Source organism: Clostridium acetireducens DSM 10703, from assembly GCF_001758365.1.
Taxonomy (GTDB): Bacteria; Bacillota; Clostridia; order Clostridiales; family Clostridiaceae; genus Clostridium_C; species Clostridium_C acetireducens.
Genome location: NZ_LZFO01000025.1, coordinates 1 through 26,194, shown reverse-complemented (window position 1 = coordinate 26,194; position 26,194 = coordinate 1). Strand labels below are relative to the sequence as shown.

Here is a 26,194-nt window from a genome sequence, read left to right as displayed (position 1 = left end):
GAGGGAATTAGTGGGATATATTGCTAAAAGTATTGTATGTATAATTGTTATTTCTATTATTTTTTATGGTTTTATAAATAATGTAAAAGTGTATGAGTGTTTTATAGAGGGAGCTAAGGAAGGTTTATATGTATGTATAAAAATATTTCCTTATTTATTAGCTATGATTGTTGCAGTAAGCGTACTTAGAGAATCCAATGTGCTAAATTTACTAATAACTTTATTTAAACCAATATTTGATTTATTAGGCATTCCTTCAGAATTACTTCCTTTAATTTTAATTAAACCTTTGTCTGGTAGTGGATCTTTAGGAGTATATACTGATATATTAAAAAACTATGGTGTAGATACAAATATAGGAATGTTAGCATCTATAATTATGGGATCTACAGAAACTATATTTTATACATTAAGTGTTTACTATGGTTCTGTAGGAATTAAAAAAATAAGGCATACTCTTTGGGCAGCTATTATTGCTGACATAGTAGCTATAATTACAGCTGCAAATATTTTTAAGTTTTTCGTATAATTATGTTGTTAAATAAAAAATGATTGAGATTATTTTTAATTATCTCAATCATTTTTTATTTAACAACATAATTATAATTCTTATTTATATATTAATTAATTTTTTTCTTAAATAATAAGAATATTGTTAAACCCTCAAATATCCATTGAATAGAAGTAATCCACCATACATAAATAACAGATAATTTTAAAATACTTATAAAGTAAAATATTAAAGGAAGTCTAATAAGCCAGCTAGATATTAAAGATATAACAAAAGGAGTTTTTGTATCACCGTATCCTTTTAAAGCACCTCCTAATATCATAGAAATTCCCATAGGAACTTGTTCTAATGCAGCTATCATAAGACAAATGATTCCTAAATTTATAACTTCTTTTTCAGAGCTTTTAATAAATAATGAAATTAAGAATTTAGGTGCAGATAAAAATAATATAGAACACAATAGCATTAATAGACAGCCTAGTGTTGCACAAGTATAGGCATACTCTTTTGCTTTTTTTATATTTTTTTCACCAATTTTATGCCCAACTAAAGTAGTAGCAGCTACTGAAAATCCCCATGCAGGCATAAAAGATAAGGATTCTATAGTAGTTGTTATTTGATTAGCGGCAAAAGCAACTGTACCTATTCTCATAATTATAAAAGTACTTAAAAGTCTACTAAAATCTAAAGAACCTTGTTGCATAGAAGAAGGTATAGATAATTTTAATATTTCTTTTAATTTATGCTTTTTAATATTTTTTAAATATAAGAAGTTTATTTTTATTTTAGAAGTTTTATAAGTATAAAAGGCAATAAATAAAAAACCAGAAAATTGTGCTATAGAAGTTGCAATTGCAGCTCCTTTTACACCTAACTCTGGGAAATTAAAATGACCAAAAATTAGTGAATAATCTAAAAATAAATTAATTATATTTATTATAATGGAGGCAATTAGAGGTGTTTTTGTATTGCCATAGCCTCTAAGGACTCCATTTAACATATTCATAAGCATGTTAAAAAGCATTCCTATACTAGCAATTTTCATATAAATAATACCTAAATTTATTACATCCTCTTCAGCACCTGCTAGTGTTAATATTTTATCAGGAAGTATAAATATGCATAAAAATATTATTAGGGAAATTAACATTCCTATTGAAAAACCTATAGTAGCATATTCACTGGCAGAATCATATTTTTTAGCACCTACTTTACGAGCTACTATAGAAGCTATGCCTATAGAAATTCCTACAGAAATAAATATGTTTATGAATGTATATATTATTTCAGAACTTATTCCCACAGTACTTACAGATAATTTTCCACCATATTGTCCAACCATAATTGTGTCAAGTACCCATATAGTCATGTAAAGTATCATTTCACCTACTGCTGGAATTGCTAATTTCAAAACATCTTTTATAGAATTCTTATATAGCACACATACATCTCCTTTATAATTATGTGAAATTTTGATATATTATATTTTATATTATTTTATTACAGTAAACAACCTAGTAGTATAATTTTAACACCAAATGTAACAATAATTAATAAAAATTTTGTATAAAGAATAATATGGTAAAAAATACTATTGACAAAATAAGATATAGTTGGTAAGATATAAATACGGAACGGCGTTACGATATAGTTTGTTATTGTTATTTAGGAGGGAAAAATATTGTCAGAAATAATAATTTCTGTTGATCGAGCTATAGACATACTATTAGCTTTATATAATAATGGTAAAGAAATGGGAGTTTCTGATATAGCTAGAGAATTAGATTTGTATAAAAGTACAGTTCATAGATCTTTAGCTACTTTAGAAAATAAAGGTTTTGTTTATCAAAACAAAGATAATGGCAAGTATTGGTTAGGAATTAAAATTTATGCTATGGGATTGCTTATTGGTGAAAAATTATCATTGATTGATTTAATCAAGCCTTATGCTAAAGAACTTTTTGAAGAATTTCAAGAAGTGGTTAACGTTTCTATATTAGATAAAAGTTCAAGAAACGGATATAAAAGTATTATAATATTAAAAGAAGTTGACACCAAAAAAGTACTTTCAGTAAATCCTAATATTGGTTCTAGCTCTGACATACATGTTTCAGCTGTGGGAAAATGTTTACTTGCATTTTCAAAGGATATTAACTTTGAAAAGCTTTCACATAAGTCTTTAAAAAAGTATACAGAGAATACATTAACTAACTGGGATGATTTACTTAATGAGATTAAAAAAGTAAGAGAAAATGGATATGCAATTGATAATGAGGAACAAGAAATTGGATTAACATGTATAGGAGCACCTATATTAGATAAATATGGTAATTCGATTGCAGCTATTAGCATATCAGGACCTACTTCTAGAATAATTAAAGAAGATCTTGATTTTAAAATATCAAAGTTAGTAAAAACAGCGAAAAAAATTAGTATGGTTATAAAAGAAATTAATTGGGAAGAAGGCATAAAGTAGGTAATATAGTGTAAAATCAGGTGGTGCTATGTTCCACCTGAATAAGAAAATTTTTATTTACTTTATTTTCGGAACGATGTTCTAAAAATGGAATATAATTAATGCAACAAAAAATTTTTATTTATTTAATAATTGGAACGATGTTCTGCTGATGAAATATAACTTTTGTAGAAAACCATATAGATAAAAATTAATTAGGAGGAAATTTTATGGGAACCAGTAAAAAAAAGATACAACCAAGCTTTAAATTTTCTTTATTTGTAATTTTAACAGTAATGACAATTCTAGTTCTTGGAATTACATTATTTGATGCAGATTTACATGTATTGTTGATTATTGCATTAAGCTTTAGTTGTATTATGTCATATAAGCTTGGATATAGCTTTGAGGAGCTTACAGAGGGTATGAAAAAAAGTATCAGTGAAGTAATGCCTGCCTTAATGATATTTATTTTAATTGGTGTAATAATTAGTTCTTGGATGAGTTCAGGAACGGTTCCAGCAATTATTTATTATGGACTTCAGTTCATTAAACCTAAATTGTTTCTTCCAATAGGACTTATATTATGTAGCGTGACTTCAATGGCAACTGGAACTTCTTGGGGTACAGTAGGTACTATAGGTATAGCTTTAATGGGCATGGGAAGTGGATTAGGCATTCCTGCACCTATAACAGCAGGAATGATAATTTCGGGAGCATATTTTGGAGATAAAATGTCACCTATATCTGATACTACAAATCTTTCAGCAGCAGCAGCAGGAGCTGATTTATATGACCATATTAAATCTATGTCTTATACAACAATTCCGTCATATATAATAGCATTGATTATATATACGTTAATTGGATTAAGATATACTGGAGGCATTATAAACACAGAAGAAGTCAATTTATTGATAAATACTTTAGGAGCAAATTTTAATATGAACCTAATAGTATTTTTACCAATGATAGTATTGTTTACATTAAATATTAAAAGAACACCAGCGGTACCAGCTATGGTAATTGGAGCTGCAGTAGCTGCTATCACTGCAGTAGTAGTTCAACATACAACTCTAAATCAAGTTATATCTTCAATAAATTATGGCTATTCAGGAAATACTGGAGTTGAGTTAGTAGATAGGCTTCTTAATAGAGGTGGCATACAAGGAATGATGTGGACATTTTCTTTAGCTTTTATTGCAATATCTTTAGGTGGAGTATTAGGACATGTTGGCTATTTAAAGTCATTAATACATGGTTTTATACATAAAGTCCATAACACAGGCTTATTATCGATAATAGTGATTCTATCTACTATAATTGGTAATGCTGCTATGGGGGAAGTATATCTAAGTCTCATTCTTAATGGAAACCTCTATAAGGATGAATTTAAGAAAAAAGGACTAAAGCCATCTATGTTAAGTAGGTATTTAGAAGAAGGAGGAACTTTAACTGAAGCATTTATACCTTGGACAGCTGGAGCAGCTTTTATAGCTTCTACACTTGGAATTGAAACATTTAAATATGCCCCCTATGCATTGTTGAATTATATAAATCCGCTTGTATCAATAATATTTTCTTTTATGGGTATATTTGTATTGTGGGAAAGTAAACCAATTAAAGAAAAAGTAAACATAAATAAATCAAAAACCTTTTAGTATAAAAATATTATAAAAAGGAGGATAAAGTAAATCATATGAATATTTTAGTTATTAATCCAGGAGGAACTTCTACCAAAGTATCTATATTTCAAGACAAAAAGGAAATCTTCAAGAAAAACATAAAGCATACACAGGATGATTTAAATGATTTTAAAACTGTATTTGAGCAATACAAATATAGAAAAGATTTAATATTAAATACTTTAAAAGAAAACGATTTATCAATAAACTCTTTTAACTGTGTTGTAGGTAGGGGAGGACTTATGAAAGCTATAAAAGGTGGAACCTACTATGTAAATGAAAAAATGATAGAAGATTTAAGAAATGCAATCAGTGGAGAGCATGCTTCTAATTTGGGAGCAGTTTTAGCAAAAAATATAGCTGAAGAAATTAATGTACCATCTTTTGTAGTTGATCCAGTTTCAGTGGATGAATTCCAAGATATATCTAGAATAACAGGTTTATCAGATATTGAAAAGGCTAGCTGGTTACATTCTTTAAATCATAAGGCAGTTTGTAGAAAAGTTGCAGAAGAGATGGGTGGAAAGTATGAAGATTATAACTTTATTGTTGCACACTTAGGCTCTGGAATATCTATAGTAGCTCACAATAATGGACAGATGATAGATGGAAGTGGTGGTAGATCAGATGGACCTTTTTCACCAGAAAGAAGTGGTGGGTTACTTACTTATCCATTAATTAAATTGTGTTATTCTGGAAAGTACACCTTAGAAGAAATGGTAAATAAGGTTAGTAATATAGGTGGAATGTATGATTATCTAGGAACAAAAGATATGATAGAGATTGAAAATATGATAGAAAATGGAGATAAAAAAGCAAAGCTTATTATGGATGCATTTATATATCAAGTATCTAAGGAAATTTCTATGTATGGAGCAAGCCTTTTGGGAAAAATAGATAAAATAATATTAACTGGTGGTATAGCTCATTCTAAATTAGTAACTTCTAAGATAGCAAATAGAATTAGTTATATGGCTCCTATAAAAATTATTCCTGGAGAAATGGAAATGGAAGCATTGGCTTTAGGAGCATTAAGAGTATTAAATGGTGAAGAAGTTGCAAAAATATATAATTAGGTTAGGAGTGATAAAATGATTAAAAATTTTAAAGATTTATTAGAAAAAGCAAAAGGTATTGGAAGATTTAAAGTAAGTGTAGCTCAAGCAGAGGATAAAGAGGTACTAAAGGCCATAAAGATAGCTACAGAAATAGGTTTAATATATCCTATATTAGTAGGCAAAAAGGAAAATATAGAAAGTATGACCAAGGATGTAGGGTTAAAAGAATTTGAAATAATTCATGTTGCTAATAAAGATGAGGTAGCTTTAGAAGCAGTTAAAGTTGTAAGTAGTGGAGAAGCTCAGGTTCTTATGAAAGGTTTGGTAAATACTTCGACTTATTTAAGAGCAGTTTTAAATAAAGAACATGGATTAAGAACTGGTAGATTACTTAGCTTATTAGCGGTATATGAGTTACCAGGATACCACAAATTGCTTTACTGTACTGATAGTGGAGTAAATGTTAATCCAAATTTAGATCAGAAAAAGGATATATTAACTAATGCATTATTAGCTTTGAAGAGTGCAGGCTTAGACAAGCCTAAAGTAGCTGCATTAGCAGCTAATGAAATGGTAGATCCTAAAGTATCATCAACTGTAGATGCTGATGGTCTTGTAAAATTAGTAAGAAAGGGAGAAATTCCAGAATGTACTATAGAAGGACCTATTGCATTTGATGTTGCATTTAATGAAAATGCTGCAAAACACAAAGGTATTAATAGTAGTATTGCAGGTGATGTAGATTTATTAGTATTTCCTAATATAGAAACAGGAAATGTGTTAGGAAAATCATGGCTTCGTTTTAATAAAGCCAAATGGGCAGGAATTATATTAGGAGGATCTAACCCAATAATTTTAGGTTCAAGGTCAGATACTGCAGAGATAAAGGTAAATTCAATAGCTCTAGCATGTTTGGCTTCGAATATATAAATATTAAGTTAAAGGAGGAAGTAAAATGAAATTTGCTAATCGAATGGAGGAATTAAAACCTTCAGATATTCGAGAAGTTATGAAAATGATTGCTGCAAACCCTGGAACTATATCTTTTGCTGGTGGATTACCTGATCCAAATCTTTTTCCAAGTGAGGAAATAAGAGTTGCAACAGATAAAGTTTTAAAAGAAAATTCAAGTATTGCTTTGCAATATGGTCTTACATTAGGTAGACCTTCTTTAAGGGAAAAAATAACTAAGCTTATGGCTAGAGAAGGTGTTAAGGCTACAATAGATAATATTGCAGTAACAACAGGTTCGCAACAGGCAATAACACTTAGTACTATGATGTTTTTAGATTCAGATGATGTAATTATTACAGAAAATCCAAGTTATTTAGGTGCTTTAGCAGCTTTTAAGCCTTTTGAAACTAGTTTTGTAGGTGTAAATGGTGATGATGAAGGTATGCTAATGGATGAATTGGAAGAAGTATTAAAAAATACGCCAAAAGCAAAGATGATTTATGTAATTCCTAACTTTCAAAATCCTACTGGTAGAACTTGGTCATTAGAAAGACGTAAAAAACTTATAGAGATAGCAAGTAAATATGATTTACCAATAATCGAAGATAATGCTTATGGAGAGGTAAGATTTGAAGGAGAACGTGTTCCGTCAATAAAATCATTGGACACAGATGGTAGAGTAATTCATTTAGGCTCATTCTCTAAAATTTTATCTCCTGGTTTAAGAGTAGGCTGGGTATGCGCAGATAAAGATATTATATTAAAGTATGAACTTTTAAAAAATGCTTCAGATTTACAGTCTGCGGAGTTAGCTCAAATGCAAATAGATGAATATTTAAATGAAAATGACCTTGAGGAACATCTAAATAAAATTAAAAAGGTATATAAGGAACGTAGGGATTTAATGATAAAGGTAATAAAAGAAGAGTTTCCTAAAGAAGCAAAATATTATTATCCAGAAGGTGGCATGTTTGTATGGGTAGAGTTGCCATCTCATATAAATACAAGAGATTTACTTAAAAAAGCAATTGAAAGAAAAGTTGCTTTTGTACCAGGAGGTTCATTTTATCCTAAGGGAGATTGTGAAAGCTCACTACGCTTGAATTATTCTACTATGGAAAATGACAAAATAGTAAAAGGAATAAAGATATTAGCAGAGTTACTAAAAGAAAGTATTTAAAAATTAGTAATTCTAGTTTGGAGACCTGTTGCTATAGTGGTAAAGGAAAAAATTACAGCTTATAGGTGCCTGGTTTCAAATTATAAAAAACAAACTAAAAGGAGTTGTAAAGATGAATAAAAAGTTTAAAACTTTTATCACAATTTTCTTTATAGGTGCAGCATATGCTATTATTTATGCACTACCTTTTGTTCAGTATATGTTTTATGACCCACTAGTGGAGAGTTTAGGTGCAACTAATGCTCAACTTGGAGTACTTATAGCTATATTTGGTATTGGTAACATAGTGGGAGCACCTATAGGTGGATGGATATCAGATAAATTTAATCATAAAATGGTCTATTTACTTTCTTTAGTTGGAAATGCAATATTATGTTTTTTATTTGCATTTAATCTTAATTATAAATTTGCAGTAATAATATGGATAGGACTTGCGGTTACGGCACTATTTGCATATTTCCCAGCTCATGTAAAAATATTAAGGTTATTAGGTGATGATGAAAATCAGGGAAAAGTTTTTGGGTTAGCCGAATCGGCAGGTGGAATAGGTAGTATTATAGTTAACTCCATAGCATTATATTTATTTTCTAAGGCTGCATCGTCAGTAGGAGGATTTAAAATTGTAGTAATAGGATATGGAGTTGCTTCCTTAGTAGTTGCTGCTATACTTTGGGGATTGATTGAAAATCCTAAGAAGGATAAAGAAGAAAGTAAAGAAGATAATATTACTGCATCTGATTTTTTAACAGTGCTTAAATATCCAGGAACTTGGTTTACTGGAATAGCAATATTTTCAATATATACACTATATGTAACATTGTCATACTTTACTCCATATTGTACTAGTGTTTTAGGAGTTTCAGCAGCTTTTGCAGGAGGAATTGCTATTATTAGAACATATGTTATACGTATTGCAGGAGCTCCATTAGGAGAATATTTAGGAGATAAAATGAATTCAGTATCAAAAGCCATAATAATAGCTGCAGTGGGAGCTATTGCAACAATAATGATAATTATGAATGTGCCAGCTTCTACAAACATGTATATAGTACTTGTATTAACATTATTAATATCATTATTTACTTATATAGGTAGAGCAAATATGTTTGCAGTACAATCAGAAGTAAAAATTGCCGAAAAGTATTCTGCAACTGCAGCAGGAATTACATGTGCTATAGGATTTTCGCCAGATCTTTTCCAGTTTACAATTTTTGGAGGATGGTTAGACAAATATGGGAATCAAGGTTATAAGTATATATTCATATATACAATAGTAATATTAGCATTAGGTATCGTAAACTCTATATTAGCAATAAGATTTAGAAAAAAATTAGAGATTGAAGGAAAGTAGTAACAAAATAATTTTGCTCATCAACAGGAACACTGTTCCTGTTAGAATAATAAATTTAAAGGGGGAGTAATTGTGCAAGAGAATATTAAAGTAAAAACCAAACCAGAAAGATGTAAAGAGTGTGGTCTTTGTGTAAATAATTGTCCAAAACAAGCTATATCATTTTCAGAAGAGATAAATGAACAAGGATACAGATACACTATAATAGACCATGATAAATGCATTGGTTGCGGTGTTTGTTACACTGTATGTCCAGATGGAGTATATGAAGTATTAGGTGATAATTAATTAAAAGGAGGTAAAGAAAAAATGGGTGACATGATAAAAGGAAATGAAGCTATAGCAGAAGCTGCTATAAGAGCTGGTGCAAGACTTTATGCAGGATATCCTATTACTCCTTCAACAGAGATAATGGAATATCTTTCAACTAGAATGGATGAAGTTGGTGGTACATTTATCCAAGCAGAATCTGAAATTGCTGGTGTAAATATGGTAATAGGTGCATCATCATGCGGAGTTAGAGCTTTTACAGCATCATCAGGACCAGGAATTAGTTTAAAACAAGAAGGTATGACTACACTTTCTGATGAAGAATTACCAGCAGTAGTACTAAATGTAGTTAGATATGGAAATGGAATAGGAACTTTATTAACAGCTCAATGTGATTACTTAAGAGAAACAAGAGGTGGAGGAAATGGAGACTATAGATGTATAGTACTATGTCCGTCTAGTATTCAAGAAGCTGTAGAGCTAATTGGTTTAGCTTTTGATTTAGCTGAAAAATATAGAATGGTATCTGTAATAATGACAGAAGGTGCATTAGGTCAAATGATGGAACCTTGTGAATTACCTGAAATGAGAGAAATAAAAAGATATCCATGGGGATTTGATGGAAAATATACTAACAAGAAGATAGGTATATTTGATAGAGATAGTATGAAAGAAGCAGTATTACTTAATGAAAAATATAATACTGTAAAAGCAAATGAACAAAGATGGGAATCTGCTTATTTAGAAGATGCAGACTATGTATTTGTTGCATATGGTTTACCTGGTAGATCAACAAAAGGAGCAGTAGAGCAACTTAGAGCAGAAGGACATAAAGTTGGATTTATTAGACCTATAACTGCATGGCCTTTCCCAGAAAAAGCTTTTGAAGATTTGAATCCAAATTTAAAAGGAGTAATTTCAATAGAATCTAATGCTACTGGACAATTAGTTGATGATATTGCATTGACTATAAAGAAAAAGAAAAAAGCTAATATACCTGTTTATTGTAATCCACATGTATATGGCATTCCTGCAACAAAAACAATTAAAGAAGATTTTCGTAAAGTTATTGCAGGCGAAATGAAGGAGGTGTATTAATATGACAAAGAAGAGAGTAGTACCATATTTAATAGACAGACCTATGGGCTTTTGTCCAGGATGTGGACATGGTATTGTACTTAGATTAATAGCAAAATGTCTTGAAGAATTAGGTCAAGATAACAATGTAATATATGGAATAGGTGTAGGATGCTCTAGTTTATTAGGTGGAGGATTAGAAGCAGATAGATTACACTGTTCACATGGTCGTGCAGGTGCTGTATGTACAGCTATGAAAAGAGTTAATCCTGATAACATGGTAATAGCATATCAAGGAGATGGAGATGCATATAGTATAGGTCTTGCAGAGACAAATAGTGCAGCTTATAGAAATGAAAACTTTACTGCAATTATAATTAACAACACAAACTATGGTATGACTGGAGGACAAATGAGTAATACTACTATGCCAGGACAAAAAACAGCTACATCACCATTAGGAAGAAACTGTGAAGTTACTGGATATCCTATAAAGTTCCCAGAATTGGCAGCTAGTCAATATAATGTAGCATATGCAGCTAGAGGAAGTGTAAGCACACCTGCTCATATTAATAAATTAAAATCATATATAAAAAATGCTTTTGAAGCTCAACTAAATGGTGAAGGTTATTCAGTAGTAGAAGTTCTTTCAGCATGTCCAACAAACTGGGGCATGTCAGCAAAAGATGCTATGGAAAGAATAGATAAAGAACTTATTCCATACTTTTCATTAGGGGAATTTAAGACAAGGGAGGGAAAGTAATTATGAAAGAAATAGTATTTGCTGGTGCAGGTGGACAAGGAGTACTTACATCAGGTTTATTAATTTCTCAAATAGCTGTTTTCAAAGGATATCATGCAACATGGATTCCACAATATGGTTCAGCTATGAGAGGTGGAACAGCTAATTGTACAGTAAAATTTGGTGAAGAATATATATATAATCCTTCACAAGAAGAACCAGACATATTATTAGCTATGAATACTCCATCATTTAACAAGTTTCTTCCTTTAGTTAAACCAGGTGGTACTATTATAGTAAATAGTGATATGGTAGACACTAAAGAAAATAAAAGAGATGATATTACAATAATAGAAGTTCCATGTGTAAAATTAGCTAAAGATGCAAATCATCCTAAAGGTGCAAATATAATAATGGCAGCAGTAATAGTAAAAGTATCAAAAGATTTTACAGAAGAAGAAGCATTAAATGGAATGAATGATATGTTTAGAAAAAAGGGAAAAGAAAAATTTGAGGCAATGAATACAAAGGCATTTAAGATAGGATATAACTTTATATAAAATAAAGTGAAAAAACTGAATAATATATATAAAAGACACCTTAATCTAATTATAAGGTGTCTTTTATATATATTAATTTTGTTAAATAAGAATAAATATAAAAATAAAAAGTTGTTACTATTATAATATAAACATATGGTAAAATATAATTAATGTTAATGTTTATATAGAGGTGCATAATAATGTTAAAGTGGAGAGAACTATATGAAGAATGTTATGATTGTGATAAATGTAATTTAGCTAAAAAAAGAAATAATATGGTGTTTGGAGAAGGTAACTCTAAAGCTAATTTAATGTTTATAGGAGAGGCTCCAGGAGCAGACGAGGATAAATTAGGAAGACCCTTTGTAGGAAGAGCAGGACAACTTTTAGAAAAAGGATTAACAGCTCTTAATTTAAATAGAGAAAAACACTATTATATATGTAATATTTGCAAATGCAGACCAGAAAACAATAGAGTTCCTACTGAACAAGAGGCTGAGGCTTGTTTGCCTTATTTAAGAAATCAAGTAGCTTTAGTAAAGCCTAAAATAATAGTATGCTTAGGAGCTACGGCAATGAAGTATATTATAGATAAAGATTGGAAAATTACTAGGGATAGAGGAAAATGGGTAGAAAAAAAGGGAATATATTTGATGGCTACATTTCATCCTGCAGCTTTATTTAGAGATGAAAGTAAAAAAGTATTGTTTTGGAGTGATTTAAAAGGTATAAAGAAAAAATATGAAGAATTATGTGAAGAAATTAAATAAAGGATTTAATAATAGGTAGTGAAAGCAAATTAATATTTAGTATAAGAATAAAAAAGATTGATTAGGTAATAATAATTTATATCAATATATTGACAAAATTTATTTTATATACTATCATTATATAATAATGTAAGTTTAAATGCTATGATAGGAAGAGTAATAAATGAATGTGTTAAAAGAGAGCTGGGTTAGGTGAAAGCTAGCAATGCTGAAGTTTATGAATATGGACCTTGAGCATATTATCTGAAATTTTAAGTAAGGTAATACGGGACGCAGCCGTTATAAATGCAAAGTGATGAAAAGCTTCTTTAGAAGTGTAATAGTCACTTAGAGAGGTCTTTATTGTGAGATAAAGATAAATTAGAGTGGTAAAGCGTTAATACGCCTCTATGTAGATATATCTGCATAGAGGTTTTTTTATTATATAAATACATAAAGGGAGGAATTTATAATGGGTAAGAAAACTTTTTATGTTACTACGCCAATTTATTATCCATCTGCTAATTTGCATATAGGAAATACGTATACTACTGTAGCAGCAGATGCAATTGCTAGATTTAAAAGATTAACTGGTTATGATGTAATGTTTTTAACAGGAACAGATGAACATGGACAAAAAATTCAAAGATTAGCAGAAGCTAAAGGAGTAAAACCTATAGAATATGTAGATAAAATTGTAGCAAGTATAAAAGATTTATGGGAAATTATGAATATTAGTTATGACAAATTTATAAGAACTACAGAAGATTATCATAAAGAAGCAGTGCAAAAAATATTCAAAAAACTATATGATCAAGGAGACATATATAAGGGATACTACGAAGGATGGTATTGTACGCCTTGCGAATCATTCTGGACAGAAACTCAACTAATAGATGGTAATTGTCCTGACTGTGGAAGACCAGTGGAAAAAACTAAAGAAGAAGCATATTTCTTTAAAATGTCTAAATATGCAGATAAACTTATAGAACATATAAACAATCATCCAGAATTTATTCAACCGGAAGCTAGAAAAAATGAAATGATAAATAATTTCTTAAAGCCAGGACTTCAAGATTTATGTATATCAAGGACTTCTTTTGATTGGGGAATACCTGTAAGCTTTGATGAAAAACATGTTATATATGTATGGATAGATGCATTAGCTAACTATATAACTGCTTTAGGTTATGAAAGTGGCAATGAAGAATTATTAAATAAGTATTGGCCAGCAGATATACATCTTGTAGGTAAAGATATTTTAAGATTTCATACTATTTATTGGCCTATTATGCTTATGGCTTTAGGAGTGCCATTACCAAAGCATGTGTTTGGTCATGGATGGCTTTTAGTAGATGGTGGAAAGATGTCAAAATCTAAAGGAAATGTAGTTGATCCTGTAGTATTAGTAAACAACTTTGGAACAGATCCAGTTAGGTATTATCTTCTTAAAGAAATACCATTTGGCTCAGATGGATTATTTAATAATGAAATATTTATTAAAAAGATAAATTCTGATTTAGCAAATGATTTAGGAAACTTATTATCAAGAACAGTGGCAATGGTTGAAAAATATTTTAATGGAGTTATTCCAGCTCCTGTTGAAAAAGAAAATATAGACAATGAACTTATAAAATTAGCTTTAGAAACTCCAACTAAAGCAGAAAAAAGTATAAATGAATTTAAAATTCCAGAAGCTCTAGGAAATATTTGGGCTCTTATAAATAGAGCTAATAAATATATAGATGAAACAACTCCATGGATACTTGCTAAAGATGAAAGTAAGAAAAATAGGTTAGGAACAGTTTTATATAATTTAGTAGAAAGTTTAAGAATAATATCTACATTAATTTCTCCTTTCTTGCCGGAAACAAGTGAAAAAATAAATAAACAACTAAATATAGAACTTACAACTTGGGATAGTATAGCATCCTTTGATGGAACTAGAGCAGGAACTAAAGTTGTAAAGGGAGAAGCTTTATTTCCAAGAATAGATGTTGAAAAGAAAATAGAGGAACTTAATAAGTTAAAAGAAGAGCAAATGAAAAAGGTTCAAAATAAAGTTAATGATATTAAGCCTATAAAAGATGAAATAACTATAGAAGATTTTGAAAAAGTTGATCTTAGATTAGCTAAGATTAAGGAATGTGAACCTGTAAAAGATGCGAATAAGTTATTAAAATTTAAATTAGATTTAAATGGAGAAGAAAGACAAGTGGTATCTGGAATAGCTAAGTATTATAAGCCAGAAGAATTAGTAGGAAAATATGTTGTAGTAGTAGCTAATTTAAAACCTGTAAAATTAAGAGGAGAATTATCTCAAGGAATGATACTTTGCTCTTCTACGGAAGATGATAGTAAACTTCAAATAGTTACAATAGAAAATGATTTACCAACAGGAAGCATAGTTAGGTAGAAATAAAAAATCCTTATGATTTCATAAGGATTTTTTATTTGCTAAATATTCTAAAATTTTCATATATTCTATTGAAATATTAATAGAAAATTTAGTATAATTTAAAGTGTATTTTAAATTGTATGTTTGTCTTTGCATAAGGGGGAAAATAAATTATGAAACATAAAAATATATTTATACTAGTTTTTGCTTTAAGTATAATTTTTTCAATTAAATTTAGAGTATTGGCTTTTGAAGATGAGATATTAAAAACAAAGTATCCAGATTATAAATTAGAATATAGTTTAAACAATGTTCCAATAGATAAAAAATTTGTTATACACTTTTCAGAAGATATTAAGAGTGAATGTGTAAATAATGAATGTATAGAATTATTAGATTCTTCTTTGCAAAATAAAGTACCTATATACTTTAATTATTTAGATAAAAAAGATATACAAGTTGTTCCTAAAGATAATTTAGCTTATGGACAAGTATATTATTTAATAGTAAATAATTTTGCTAAATCTATTAATAATGAGGAAATTAAAAATGGTGTAATTTGCAAAGTTATGGTTAAAAATCAAAATGAAATAGTACCCATACCTTCTACAAATACACCTACTACACTGTTAGATTCTCAAAAAGATTTTATACAAAAAATATCTTATGGAGCAAAACAAACTTATTATAAATATAAAGTATTTCCATCAGTAACTATAGCACAAGCTATTTTAGAATCCGCATGGGGGACAAGTGATAAAGCTATAGAATGTAACAATTTATTTGGAATAAAAGCAGATAAAAGTTGGACAGGCAGTAAAAAAGATTTTCCAACTAAAGAATGGGTAGATGGCAAAGTAGTTAATATAGTAACTGGATGGAGAGTATATAGTAGTATAGAAGATTCAATAGAAGATCACGGTAAATTTTTGTATAGTAGACCTTGGTATGCTAAGGCAGGAGTGTTTGAAGCACAAAATTACAAAGAACAAATTCAATCTATACATAATGCAGGATATGCTACAGATCCTAATTACGCAAGTAAAGTTTGTGAAATAATAGAAAAATATGATTTATGGAAATATGATATTGACAATAATTTATATTAATAAAAACTCTATATTAGTTTTTTCTAATATAGAGTTTTTATTGCTTTAAATTTGATATAATAAGCTAATAGGAGTTGATTAAAGTAATGGTAGATTTAAAAATATTTGATTCTCATGCTCACTATGATGATGAGAGTTTTGATGAAGATAGGCATAGTATTATAGAAAATTTAAGAAAAAATAATGTTATAGGAATTTTAAATTGTGGATCTTCCATGAAAGGTGCAAAAATGTCTGTGGAATTGGCAAATACATATGATTTTATTTATGCTGCAGTGGGAATTCATCCTGAATTTGCAGAAGAAGTAAATGAAAGAACTATAAATAAGTTAAGAGAATTTGCTAAAAACAATAAGGTTAAAGCTATAGGAGAAATAGGATTAGATTACTATTATGATGAAAATCCTTCAAAGGAAGTACAAAAAACGGCTTTTATAAATCAAATGAAGTTAGCAGAAGAGCTTGATTTACCTGTAATTATTCATGATAGGGAAGCTCATAAAGATACTTTGGAGATTTTGAAAATGTTTCCTAATGTTAAAGGAGTAGTTCATTGCTTTTCAGGAAGTGTAGAATTTTCAAAAGAATGTTTAAAATTAGGGTATTATATAGGATTTACAGGAGTAGTTACTTTTAAAAATGCTAAGAAAGTAGTAGAAGTTGTAAAAGAAGTGCCATTAAATAGATTATTAGTAGAAACAGATTGTCCATATATGGCACCTACTCCATTTAGAGGAAAAAGGAATAAATCAGATTATATAGCATATATAATAAAGAAAATAGCAGAAATAAAAAGTATAGATGAAAAAGAACTATCTGAAGCAACTATCTTAAATGTTAAAAATTTGCTTAAATTAAATTAGTAATGTAAAATAAACATACAAATTCATTTGGCTTTTTTAATATAATTTGTAAATTTAATACATTGATTATTTTTATATTAAATTTACTAAATGAGCATATAATTAAATATAATATGCATAAAAATAAATCCAACCCATAAAAATAAATCCATAAAAAATAGATATTGCAATAATATTTTTATATTATTTTAAATATTATATAGCTTAAAAATAGAGCGATATTTGACAAAATTAATTATCACAAGTATAATATTTTCGTGTCGCTCTTGCCAAAAGGAGGTATATTTTTATGGTGGAAAAATTAAAAAAGTATTTTTCCTATGGTCCTAAGGCAATATTTGTATTTGTTCTTATAATGTTAAGCGTGACAGTATTTATATTTAACACTAGAAAAACAATAACAGTATCTATAGACAATAAAAAAATAGAAATTACAACTTTTAGAGATACTTATAGAAAAGCTTTAACGGCAAATAATATAATTGTAGGGCCAAAAGATAAAGCATCGCCATCTCTTGACAGCAAAATTAAAGATAAAACTAAAATAGTAGTAAAGAGGGCTGTTGATTTAACAGTAAAGGTTGATGGCAAAAATTTAAAAGTAAAATCTGCTGAAAGAAATGTAGCCAATATGTTAAAAGCAGAGAAAATAGCTTTAAAGGGACTTGACAGAGTTTATCCTTCAAAAAATTCTGAAATTAAAGAAGGTATGAAAGTAGCTATTACTAGAGTTGAATCTAAAGTTATTACAGAAGATAAACCTATATCTTATTCTACAGTGGTAAATAAAGATGATGGAATAGAAGAAGGTAAAAAAGTAGTAAAGCAAGAAGGTCAAGATGGAAAAAAGTCAGTTTCAACTAGAGTAATATATGAAAATGGAAAAGAAGTTTCAAGAAAAATTATAAAAGAGATAGTAACTAAAAAACCAACAGACAAAATAGTAGCGTTAGGTACTCTAGGAGTATATAGACCTTCTAGAGGAGGAGATAGTATTCAGTATAATAAAGTTTTAAATATGAGAGCTACAGCATATACTTCAGACTATGCTTCTACAGGTAAGAATCCTGGAGATTATGATTTTGGAATCACTGCAACGGGTACAGTTGCAAGAAGAAGCAATAGTGGGTATAGTTCTGTAGCAGTAGATCCAAGAATTATTCCTCTTGGTACAAAACTTTATATAGAAGGATACGGATATGCTATAGCAGAAGATACAGGTGGAGCAATAAAAGGTAATAGAATAGATTTATTCTTTTCTTCTAAAAGTGAAGTATACAATTGGGGTGTTAGACAGGTTAATGTTTATATTTTAAAATAGGGGCTTTTAGCTCCTTTTTTTCTTTATAATTTTAAGGAGGTGTTAGTATATGATTAAAGAAGTGATTGTAGTAGAAGGTAGAGATGATATAACTGCAGTAAAGAGAGCAGTAGATGCAGAGGTTATAGCAGTAGGAGGTTTTGGAATAAATAAAAATGTAATTGAAAGAATAAGAGAAGCTCAAAAGAGGCAAGGAGTAATAATTTTAACAGATCCTGATTTTGCAGGAGAAAAAATAAGAAAGATTATATCTAAAAGGGTTCAGGGAATAAAACATGCATATATATCAAAAGATGAAGGGTATAAAAGTGGAGATATTGGCGTTGAAAATGCAAAACCAGAAACAATAATAAAAGCTTTAAACTCAGCTAAATGTGAAATAAAAGAAAAAAAACAAAATTTTACTACAAAAGATTTAATAAGTTTTGATTTGTTAGGAAATGATAAAGCTAAAATTAAGAGAGATATGTTAGGGAAAGAATTAAGGATAGGATATTGTAATGCTTCTCAATTTTTAAAAAGACTTAATAACTATGGTATAAAAAGAGAAGAGTTTATTAAGGCAATAAATAAAATAGATAAAATTTTATATTCAGGAAGTGAAAAAAATGATTAATATAAATACAAAAGATATTGTAAAAAAATATGGATTTAAATTTTCTAAATCATTAGGACAAAATTTTTTAATAGATTCATCAGTTGTAAGAGATATTGTAGAAGGCTCTAATATTGATAAAGATGATACTGTTATTGAAATAGGTCCTGGAGTAGGAACTTTAACTAAAGAACTCTCTTTAAATTGTAAAAAGGTATATTCTATAGAAATAGACTCAAAATTAATACCTATATTAAAAGAAGAATTTAAAGAATGTAACAATGTAGAAGTAATACATAAGGATGCCATGAAAGTTAATTTTAATGAAATTGTAGGTGAAAATACTAATTTTAAGGTTGTTGCAAACTTACCCTATTACATAACAACACCTATAATTTCTAAGTTACTATTGGGAAAGTATAATTTTAATTCTTTAACAATTATGATACAAAAAGAAGTAGCTGATAGAATAAACGCAAAACCTAATTGTAAGGAATATGGTTCTATTTCCATACTAGTACAATATTATTGTAATGCTTATACAATAAGAAAAGTACCTCCTCAGTCTTTTATTCCTCAACCTAAAGTAGAATCTACTATAATAAAATTAGATAAATTAGATACTCCTAGAGCATACGTTAAAGATGAAAAGTTTTTCTTTGAATTAATAAGAAGTTCTTTTAATATGAGAAGAAAAACTTTAAAAAACGCATTAAAAAATTTAAAAATACCTAATGATATAATAGAATTTTCTTTTAAAGAATCTAATATTGATCCAAAAAGAAGAGGTGAAACTTTAACTATAGAAGAGTTTGCAAAATTATCTAATAATATTTTAAATCTAATAAATAATTAAGTTAGTTCACTTTTTGATAAATACTTCATATATTATAATGAATAAGGTATATATGGAGGTTTTATAAATTGGCACAAAAAAAGAATTATAGTAGGTATTTTATTATATTACAAGAAAACGAAAAAGGATATGGAATAGAAAAAGATAAAAGTCCTACAGGATATGTTAAGTTAGAAGTAAAAGGAGAAAAGTGTAAGGTATCTTATTATGTTCAAAATTTAAAAAGAGAAAATTCACCTTACTATATTATTTTAATATGTGGCAAAAAAAATGAAAATAAACTTATAAAAGTTGGAGAAGTAAACATAGATGATTATGGAAGAAGTGATATCTCAAATGAATATAATTCCAATAATTTAGCTAATACAGGATTATCAGTGGATAAAGTTTCAGGAGCTGCAATAATCAAATTATTAGATTCAAATATAATACCTATAATGAGTGGATTTACTTCTACCAACATTCCTAATTGGAAAGAGTACAAAATAATAGAAGATAAAACAAGAGACTATAAAGATCATTATACTAGTGAAAATAAAGAAAAAAGCAAATCTAAAGAAGAAAAAAGTATATTTGATAAATATGAACAAAGTATAGAGAAAGTAAAGGAAAAAGCAAAAGAAAAAGTAAAAGAAGAAGCAAAAGAAGAAGCAAAAGAAAGAGCAAAAGAAAAAGTAAGAGAAGAAGTAAAAGAAGAAGCAAAGGAAAAAGCAAAAGAAGAAATAAAAGAAGAAGTAAAAGAAGAAGCAAAAGAAAAAGCAAAAGAAGAAGTAAAAGAAGAAGCAAAAGAAAAAGCAAAAGAAGAAGTAAAAGAAGAAGCAAAAGAAAAAGCAAAGGAAAAAGTAAGAGAAGAAGTAAAAGAAGAAGCAAAAGAAAAAGCAAAGGAAAAAGCAAAAGAAGAAGCAAGAGAAGAAGTAAAAGAAGAAATAAATGAAGAAACAAAAGAAAAAATAAGGAAAGAATTAAGAGAAGAATTAAAAAATGAAATAAGGGAAGAGATTAAACAAGAAATATTATTAGAAAGTAAACAAAACAATGATAAATATAAAACAAATAATGAATTTGTTAAAAATCATTATGAATTAGAACAAAATATAAATAGCGTAGATAATTGTATGTTAGTGGATGATACTATAGTAAATGATTTTGATTCTAATAGAGGACATATTTTTAATGAACATATAAAGGATGTTAAAGAACCTGTAAAAATAACAAACAACTTTTTTAAAAAATTATTAAAAGAATTTGAGCCTTTAAAGAACTTTTGTCCAGATATAAAAAGATGTTATTGGTACAAAATTCCTGTAAGAGATTTTAAAGACATGTATAATGTATCAAATATACTATTATATTATCCTATACTAAATCATTATTCATATATAAATAAATATTATCACTATATATTAGGATATAAGTTAGATGAAATAGGACACATTAAATATATTGTTTATGGAATACCGGGAACTAAAAAAGAAAAAGATCAACCTTATAAAGGCAAATCTGGATTTGTAACTTGGGTACCACTAAATGATAAAAGTGATACAGGATATTGGCTTATGTTTTATGATTTTAAAAATTCTACAATATTAATTCCTATTAAATAAGGTGTGCAGTGCATGCCTTATTTTTTTTATCTTTTATATAATATTTTTAAAATCTGATTCATATATTTAATATGAATGAGGTTTAAGTAAAGACTTTTAAATAAAGGAGTAATATATTATGAAATTTTTAGTGTTAAATAAAAAAAGATTAAGCATTGTTTTAATTATAATTGGTCTTATAATTATATTAATAGGAATTCAGTCTAATTTTCAGGAAAGATTAAATTATACTTCATTAATACAAAATAATATAAATTCTTTAAAAGAATATGAAGCTTTAAATAAAAAATTTAAATATAAACTTCCAGAGGAATGGATAACAGATGAAAAAGTTTTTTCGGGAGAGGAAATAATTTATCACAATGATTTTCATTCTAAAGATTTAAGCATACATGGTTTTGTACAAGTTTGGAACTTAAAAAAAGATTTAAAAATTTATTTAGAGGAAAGTAAAGAAATATCTGAAATGCAAAATGAATGTATGGATTATTCTTTAAGTGAAATTAAAATAAAAAATAACAAAGCATACTTAGTACAATATAATATGATTACATCTAAAAATAAAAAGTATAAATCCTATGAGTATTTTATAAAAAACAAGAATAAATTTTTTAGGTTTTCGTTTTTTGTAGAGGAAAAAAACTTTAAAGAAAATATGCCTACAGTGTTTACTACTATAGTTAATACTTTTAACTATAATGAATAACTCATTGTATAAAATAACTATGCATGAGTTATTTTTTTTATTGTTTATGATATAATGTTAATGTGTTTATTAAATCTAAATAGGAGGTAAATGATGAAGCCAATATTATTTAACATATTTGGTATTAATGTATACGGATATGGAACTATGATAGCAATTGGCATAGTTTTTGCTATTTTACTAGTAAATTATAGAAGTAAGAATACTTGTTATGATGAAGATAGCATATGGAATATGCTTATGATAGCAATTATATCTGGAATAGTTGGCGGTAAAACATTGTTTGTGATTACCGAAATAAGAAATATATTTAAAAATCCTATGATTTTAAAAGATATTGGCAGCGGTTTTGTAATTTATGGAGCAATAATTGGAGGAATAGTAGGCATATATTTTTATTCTAAAAGTAAAAAATGGAATGTATTTGAAACATTGGATTTAATTGCTCCTTCTGTACCATTAGCTCAAGGTTTTGGAAGAATAGGTTGTTTGCTTGCAGGATGTTGTTATGGAAAAGAAACATCCTTGCCTATTGGAGTTGAATTTATAAATTCACCTTTTGCACCTAGTGGAGTTATTAGACATCCTACTCAAATTTATTCATCTATATTTGACTTTATTATTACATTTATATTGTTATGGTATGATAAGAAAAGTAATAAAAAAGGCAGAGTTTTTGGATTGTATTTAATATTATATAGTGTAGGAAGATTTTTTGTAGAATTTCTAAGAGGGGATCCAAGAGGAAATGTAAACTTTCTTTCTACATCTCAATTTATAAGTATTTTTGTATTAGTTGCAGGCATTATAATTTGCAAAAGGAAATAAAAATTAGAGGTGTAAAAATTTATGTTGAATTTTAAATATAAAAATATAATAAAAATATTTTTTTTATTTATATTTTTCATTTTTGTTTTTAGCGGATGCAATACTTTAAACTCTTTGCAATTAAAATTAGGAATTAAAAATAATAATTTTGAATATATAAAGCAAGGTAAAGTAGAAAAAATAGTAATACAAAATACTAGGGATCCAGGATTTAGATTTATAGTTACAGATCAGAATTCTATAAAACGACTATATGATATATTATCTAGTGCTAAAGAAGCAAAACAAAAATCTTTTTTAGAACCTGATTATATATTTGAGATGTATGAAGGACATAATAAAATACATAAGTTCAAGTATGTAGCAGGATTAGACAAAAAAGATGGAGGAAATTTATATAATAATAATAAAGTTTATATAGTTTCTAAAAGAATAGATAATGATATAATTAAAAACTTTTGGAATATAAGAAAACCTAAAGATTTTGAAAAAGTTTATTATAATTCAATAGTAGAAGTTATAGAGAAATATCAGGAAAAATATGGAAAAGATAAAATTATAGGATTAAATATAAATGATGATATATCCATAGCTAAATTTATATTGTCTTATGATTTAGAGGAATTTAAAAATAGATTATCAAGTAAATTTAATGGTAATGTTGAATTAGTTAGCAAAAATTACAATGCTAATAAATATGATATAATTATGACAGTTAAAACAGAGGGCTATAAATCTAGATTGTATAAGGGTATAGTTACTTTTAGAAATAGAAAAGATCAAACAGAAACTAAATATTATATTTATAACAAATATGATAATGGAAGATGGGAAATAGATATATATACAAGTAAGGATAGACCAAAAGATTTCTAATTATAAATAGCATTTGACAATAATAATGTAGAATATTTATGTTATAATATTTAAGTAAAAGTTAAATTATTTTAAAATAGGTTTGGAGGGAAGATAATATGAGTAATTGTGATAATTGTCCTAGCAAAGGAAATTGCAATAGTGATGAAAGTACCTGTTCAAGAATATTTCCTAAGTATGGGAAAATAAAAAAAATAATAGGTGTTATAAGTGGAAAAGGCGGAGTAGGAAAATCCACAGTAACAGGAATTCTTGCAGTTCAATTAAAAAAAGCAGGTTATAAGGTGGGAGTTTTAGATGCAGATATAACAGGACCATCTATGCCTAGATTTTTTGGTATAAATGAAAAAAGAGCAGATATGATACCTATAAGCCAAGAAGACATAAAATTTTTGCCTGTTGAAACACCTTTAGGAATAAAAGTGATTTCATTAAATTTATTAACAGAGGAAGAAGAAGAACCAGTTATATGGAGAGGACCATTAATTACAGGAGTTTTAACTCAAATGTATACTGATACTCAGTGGGATGATTTAGATTATCTCCTTATAGATATGCCTCCAGGAACAGGAGATATAGCTTTAACTATTATGCAGAGTCTTCCTGTAGATGGAATGGTTATTGTTTCAACACCTCAAGATATGGTTTCTATGATAGTTAAAAAAGTTGTTATTATGGCTCAAAAGATGGATGTAAATATTGTAGGTGTAGTTGAAAATATGTCTTATGTAAAGTGTTCTAAATGTGGAGAAAAATTAAGAGTATTTAGTAAAAAATCTGCTGAAGAACAGGCAAAGTACTTAGGTATACCGTTATTAGCAGAAATGCCTATAAACTTAGATTTAGTTGATAGCTTAGAAAAAGGTGAAGCTGAGAAATTTGCTAATGATTATGAAGATTATAAAATACTACTGGAAAACTTTAATAATAATATAAAATAATATTTAAAAGTACATATATTTATTTATATATATGTACTTTTTTAATAAACTAGTATAGAGGTGATTAATATAAATAATTTAAATAATAATAGTTTTGTAGAAGAATATGTGCTATTTGCTAGTATGTTTAAATGGCTTTTTTTATCATCCACTATAGGTGTACTAGCTGGTGCTATTACGTCTTTGTTTATAAAGCTTATTGACTACGGATGTAGCATAACATGTAAGTATAATAATTATTTTTTACTTCTTCCCTTAGCTTTATTTTTAAGCAGTTTTATAATAATTAAATTAGCACCTGATGCCAAAGGACATGGTACAGAAAAGGCTATAGAGGCTGTTAATATGAAAGAAGGAAAAATGAATATAAAAGTTGTTCCAGTAAAAATTATAACAACTTTTATAACAATTGTTTTTGGGGGTTCAGTAGGAGAAGAAGGACCTGCTACACAAATAGGTGCAGCTGTGGGTTCCTTTTTTTCTGATTTATTAAAGTTAGATGATAAAGATAGAAAAAGATTAGTAGTATGTGGTATAGGAGCAGGATTTGTAGGCGTATTTGGAGCACCTATTGGTGCTGCTATTTTTGCATGTGAAGTTTTATATATAGGAAAGATATCTTATAATTCTCTTTTGCCTAGTATAATATCCACATTTTTTAGTTATTTTACTGGAAAGTATTTAGGAACTAAGGCTTTGATTTATTATTTTATACCTGTAAGTACTGTTTCTGCACCTAAAAAGTTTTTGTATTTAGTTATTTTTGGAATTGTTATAGGCATATTTGCATTAATTTTTATTAAAATTGTAGAAGGAATAGAAAAAGCTTTTAATAATATAAATATATATGCACCACTAAAAGGAATAATTGGAGGATTATTAATTATATTAATAGTATATGTAACAAAATCTAAGGATTATATAGGAATAGGAGAAGAATTTATAAGTAAAGCTATATCAGGCAATGAAGTTAATGGTTTTTCTTTTTTTATTAAAACTATAACAACTTCATTAACTTTAGGTTCAGGAGGAAGTGGGGGAATACTTACACCTATGCTTTTTACAGGAGCTACATTAGGAAATGTTTGGGCTAGTATTATAAATGCAAACTTGTCTTTATATTCTGCAATAGGAATGGTTTCTTTTTTAGCAGCCTGTGCTAATACTCCTTTAGCAGGTATTGTAATATCTATGGAGTTGTTTGGAAGTGAGGTTGGAATATATGCATCTATAGTTTGTGTAATAGGATATTTGATTGTAGGTCACAGAAGTATATATCCTACTCAACTTGTAATGTTAAGCAAATCCCCATCTATTGATATAAATGTTAATTGTGAAATTAAAGAAGTAAAAGAGTTTAAAATAAAAAACAAGTTTTTAAAAAAATTTATTAATAGAGTAAATTTCATATTTTATAATCATTGATTTTACTAACTTTTTTATTATTCAAAAAGGAAATTCACCCCAAAATGTCGAATATTTAAGTACCACCAAAAATACACAACAAAGAGGAGTGAATACTT

Annotated in this window: 25 protein-coding genes and 1 other annotated feature; of the genes, 24 read left to right on the top strand and 1 reads right to left on the bottom strand. The window is 27.8% G+C overall.

The genetic code is table 11. The features are described 5' to 3' along the window. Nucleotides 1-10 precede the first annotated feature (10 nt). Entirely contained in the window at nt 11-529 is a 519-nt protein-coding gene (locus CLOACE_RS08295; RefSeq protein WP_070110637.1) for a spore maturation protein, read from the top strand. Between the two features lie 91 nt (nt 530-620). Here CLOACE_RS08295 and CLOACE_RS08290 read toward each other — a convergent pair whose 3' ends face one another. Beyond that, a complete protein-coding gene (locus tag CLOACE_RS08290; RefSeq protein ID WP_070110636.1) occupies nt 621-1,952 on the bottom strand; it encodes an MATE family efflux transporter in 1,332 nt (443 codons plus the stop codon). Nucleotides 1,953-2,192: 240 nt separating this feature from the next. Here CLOACE_RS08290 and CLOACE_RS08285 point away from each other — a divergent pair, with 240 nt between their 5' ends. The 23 genes from CLOACE_RS08285 to CLOACE_RS08175 all read left to right on the top strand — a co-directional run bounded on the left by CLOACE_RS08285 (nt 2,193) and on the right by CLOACE_RS08175 (nt 26,096). After that, nucleotides 2,193-2,987, top strand: a complete 795-nt coding sequence (locus CLOACE_RS08285; RefSeq protein ID WP_070110635.1) for an IclR family transcriptional regulator — start codon at nt 2,193-2,195, stop codon at nt 2,985-2,987. Between the two features lie 209 nt (nt 2,988-3,196). Further along, the gene (gene nhaC / locus CLOACE_RS08280; protein ID WP_070110634.1) at nt 3,197-4,627 is read left to right on the top strand and encodes a Na+/H+ antiporter NhaC; all 1,431 of its coding nucleotides are present in this window, start codon (nt 3,197-3,199) and stop codon (nt 4,625-4,627) included. 38 nt (nt 4,628-4,665) lie between these two features. Next, entirely contained in the window at nt 4,666-5,727 is a 1,062-nt protein-coding gene (gene buk, locus CLOACE_RS08275; protein ID WP_070110633.1) for a butyrate kinase, read from the top strand. Nucleotides 5,728-5,742: 15 nt separating this feature from the next. Beyond that, on the top strand, nt 5,743-6,639 hold the full coding sequence (locus CLOACE_RS08270) for a phosphate acyltransferase (RefSeq protein ID WP_070110632.1): 897 nt from the start codon (nt 5,743-5,745) through the stop codon (nt 6,637-6,639). A 25-nt stretch (nt 6,640-6,664) separates the two neighbouring features. Then, a complete protein-coding gene (locus CLOACE_RS08265) occupies nt 6,665-7,843 on the top strand; it encodes an aminotransferase-like domain-containing protein (protein WP_070110631.1) in 1,179 nt (392 codons plus the stop codon). A 112-nt stretch (nt 7,844-7,955) separates the two neighbouring features. Beyond that, nucleotides 7,956-9,194, top strand: a complete 1,239-nt coding sequence (locus tag CLOACE_RS08260; RefSeq protein ID WP_070110630.1) for an MFS transporter — start codon at nt 7,956-7,958, stop codon at nt 9,192-9,194. A gap of 72 nt (nt 9,195-9,266) precedes the next feature. Beyond that, nucleotides 9,267-9,482, top strand: coding sequence for a 4Fe-4S binding protein (locus CLOACE_RS08255; RefSeq protein ID WP_242866435.1), 216 nt, complete (start codon nt 9,267-9,269; stop codon nt 9,480-9,482). A gap of 21 nt (nt 9,483-9,503) precedes the next feature. Beyond that, entirely contained in the window at nt 9,504-10,562 is a 1,059-nt protein-coding gene (locus CLOACE_RS08250) for a 3-methyl-2-oxobutanoate dehydrogenase subunit VorB (protein ID WP_070110629.1), read from the top strand. 1 nt (nt 10,563) lies between these two features. Beyond that, complete coding sequence (locus CLOACE_RS08245; RefSeq protein ID WP_070110628.1) at nt 10,564-11,304, top strand: thiamine pyrophosphate-dependent enzyme; 741 nt, start codon at nt 10,564-10,566, stop codon at nt 11,302-11,304. A gap of 2 nt (nt 11,305-11,306) precedes the next feature. Further along, a complete protein-coding gene (locus CLOACE_RS08240) occupies nt 11,307-11,843 on the top strand; it encodes a 2-oxoacid:acceptor oxidoreductase family protein (protein ID WP_070110627.1) in 537 nt (178 codons plus the stop codon). 182 nt (nt 11,844-12,025) lie between these two features. After that, the gene (locus tag CLOACE_RS08235; RefSeq protein WP_070110626.1) at nt 12,026-12,595 is read left to right on the top strand and encodes a uracil-DNA glycosylase; all 570 of its coding nucleotides are present in this window, start codon (nt 12,026-12,028) and stop codon (nt 12,593-12,595) included. A gap of 135 nt (nt 12,596-12,730) precedes the next feature. Next, nucleotides 12,731-12,987: a binding site (T-box leader), on the top strand. 59 nt (nt 12,988-13,046) lie between these two features. Continuing rightward, nucleotides 13,047-14,990, top strand: coding sequence for a methionine--tRNA ligase (gene metG, locus CLOACE_RS08230; protein ID WP_070110625.1), 1,944 nt, complete (start codon nt 13,047-13,049; stop codon nt 14,988-14,990). 155 nt (nt 14,991-15,145) lie between these two features. Beyond that, nucleotides 15,146-16,081, top strand: coding sequence for a glucosaminidase domain-containing protein (locus tag CLOACE_RS08225; RefSeq protein WP_070110624.1), 936 nt, complete (start codon nt 15,146-15,148; stop codon nt 16,079-16,081). Between the two features lie 86 nt (nt 16,082-16,167). Further along, on the top strand, nt 16,168-16,944 hold the full coding sequence (locus CLOACE_RS08220; RefSeq protein ID WP_070110623.1) for a TatD family hydrolase: 777 nt from the start codon (nt 16,168-16,170) through the stop codon (nt 16,942-16,944). Nucleotides 16,945-17,233: 289 nt separating this feature from the next. Beyond that, nucleotides 17,234-18,265, top strand: a complete 1,032-nt coding sequence (locus CLOACE_RS08215) for a 3D domain-containing protein (RefSeq protein ID WP_070110622.1) — start codon at nt 17,234-17,236, stop codon at nt 18,263-18,265. A gap of 49 nt (nt 18,266-18,314) precedes the next feature. Continuing rightward, nucleotides 18,315-18,881, top strand: coding sequence for a ribonuclease M5 (rnmV, locus tag CLOACE_RS08210; RefSeq protein ID WP_070110621.1), 567 nt, complete (start codon nt 18,315-18,317; stop codon nt 18,879-18,881). A gap of 1 nt (nt 18,882) precedes the next feature. Beyond that, on the top strand, nt 18,883-19,716 hold the full coding sequence (gene rsmA, locus CLOACE_RS08205; RefSeq protein WP_278287467.1) for a 16S rRNA (adenine(1518)-N(6)/adenine(1519)-N(6))-dimethyltransferase RsmA: 834 nt from the start codon (nt 18,883-18,885) through the stop codon (nt 19,714-19,716). Between the two features lie 68 nt (nt 19,717-19,784). Further along, the gene (locus tag CLOACE_RS11670) at nt 19,785-21,320 is read left to right on the top strand and encodes a DUF7922 domain-containing protein (protein WP_070110619.1); all 1,536 of its coding nucleotides are present in this window, start codon (nt 19,785-19,787) and stop codon (nt 21,318-21,320) included. A 118-nt stretch (nt 21,321-21,438) separates the two neighbouring features. After that, entirely contained in the window at nt 21,439-22,026 is a 588-nt protein-coding gene (locus CLOACE_RS08195; protein WP_070110618.1) for a PsbP-related protein, read from the top strand. A 93-nt stretch (nt 22,027-22,119) separates the two neighbouring features. After that, the gene (locus tag CLOACE_RS08190) at nt 22,120-22,854 is read left to right on the top strand and encodes a prolipoprotein diacylglyceryl transferase (RefSeq protein WP_070110617.1); all 735 of its coding nucleotides are present in this window, start codon (nt 22,120-22,122) and stop codon (nt 22,852-22,854) included. Between the two features lie 21 nt (nt 22,855-22,875). Then, on the top strand, nt 22,876-23,730 hold the full coding sequence (locus CLOACE_RS08185) for a YhfM domain-containing protein (RefSeq protein ID WP_070110616.1): 855 nt from the start codon (nt 22,876-22,878) through the stop codon (nt 23,728-23,730). A 98-nt stretch (nt 23,731-23,828) separates the two neighbouring features. Further along, nucleotides 23,829-24,671 carry an Mrp/NBP35 family ATP-binding protein gene (locus CLOACE_RS08180; protein WP_070110615.1) on the top strand — a complete coding sequence of 281 codons (843 nt, stop codon included), beginning with the start codon at nt 23,829-23,831 and terminating at the stop codon, nt 24,669-24,671. Between the two features lie 60 nt (nt 24,672-24,731). Beyond that, nucleotides 24,732-26,096: a chloride channel protein gene (locus tag CLOACE_RS08175; RefSeq protein ID WP_242866434.1), complete on the top strand. Its 1,365-nt coding sequence runs from the start codon at nt 24,732-24,734 to the stop codon at nt 26,094-26,096. Nucleotides 26,097-26,194 lie beyond the last annotated feature (98 nt).

Excerpts from the sequence above, each read along its gene's own strand:
- nhaC (WP_070110634.1), top strand. The coding sequence starts at position 3,197 with ATGGGAACCAGTAAAAAAAAGATACAACCAAGCTTTAAATTTTCTTTA.
- buk (WP_070110633.1), top strand. The coding sequence starts at position 4,666 with ATGAATATTTTAGTTATTAATCCAGGAGGAACTTCTACCAAAGTATCT.
- CLOACE_RS08270 (WP_070110632.1), top strand. The coding sequence starts at position 5,743 with ATGATTAAAAATTTTAAAGATTTATTAGAAAAAGCAAAAGGTATTGGA.
- CLOACE_RS08265 (WP_070110631.1), top strand. The coding sequence starts at position 6,665 with ATGAAATTTGCTAATCGAATGGAGGAATTAAAACCTTCAGATATTCGA.
- CLOACE_RS08260 (WP_070110630.1), top strand. The coding sequence starts at position 7,956 with ATGAATAAAAAGTTTAAAACTTTTATCACAATTTTCTTTATAGGTGCA.
- CLOACE_RS08250 (WP_070110629.1), top strand. The coding sequence starts at position 9,504 with ATGGGTGACATGATAAAAGGAAATGAAGCTATAGCAGAAGCTGCTATA.
- CLOACE_RS08245 (WP_070110628.1), top strand. The coding sequence starts at position 10,564 with ATGACAAAGAAGAGAGTAGTACCATATTTAATAGACAGACCTATGGGC.
- CLOACE_RS08240 (WP_070110627.1), top strand. The coding sequence starts at position 11,307 with ATGAAAGAAATAGTATTTGCTGGTGCAGGTGGACAAGGAGTACTTACA.
- CLOACE_RS08235 (WP_070110626.1), top strand. The coding sequence starts at position 12,026 with ATGTTAAAGTGGAGAGAACTATATGAAGAATGTTATGATTGTGATAAA.
- metG (WP_070110625.1), top strand. The coding sequence starts at position 13,047 with ATGGGTAAGAAAACTTTTTATGTTACTACGCCAATTTATTATCCATCT.
- CLOACE_RS08225 (WP_070110624.1), top strand. The coding sequence starts at position 15,146 with ATGAAACATAAAAATATATTTATACTAGTTTTTGCTTTAAGTATAATT.
- CLOACE_RS08220 (WP_070110623.1), top strand. The coding sequence starts at position 16,168 with ATGGTAGATTTAAAAATATTTGATTCTCATGCTCACTATGATGATGAG.
- CLOACE_RS08215 (WP_070110622.1), top strand. The coding sequence starts at position 17,234 with ATGGTGGAAAAATTAAAAAAGTATTTTTCCTATGGTCCTAAGGCAATA.
- rnmV (WP_070110621.1), top strand. The coding sequence starts at position 18,315 with ATGATTAAAGAAGTGATTGTAGTAGAAGGTAGAGATGATATAACTGCA.
- CLOACE_RS08195 (WP_070110618.1), top strand. The coding sequence starts at position 21,439 with ATGAAATTTTTAGTGTTAAATAAAAAAAGATTAAGCATTGTTTTAATT.
- CLOACE_RS08190 (WP_070110617.1), top strand. The coding sequence starts at position 22,120 with ATGAAGCCAATATTATTTAACATATTTGGTATTAATGTATACGGATAT.
- CLOACE_RS08185 (WP_070110616.1), top strand. The coding sequence starts at position 22,876 with ATGTTGAATTTTAAATATAAAAATATAATAAAAATATTTTTTTTATTT.
- CLOACE_RS08180 (WP_070110615.1), top strand. The coding sequence starts at position 23,829 with ATGAGTAATTGTGATAATTGTCCTAGCAAAGGAAATTGCAATAGTGAT.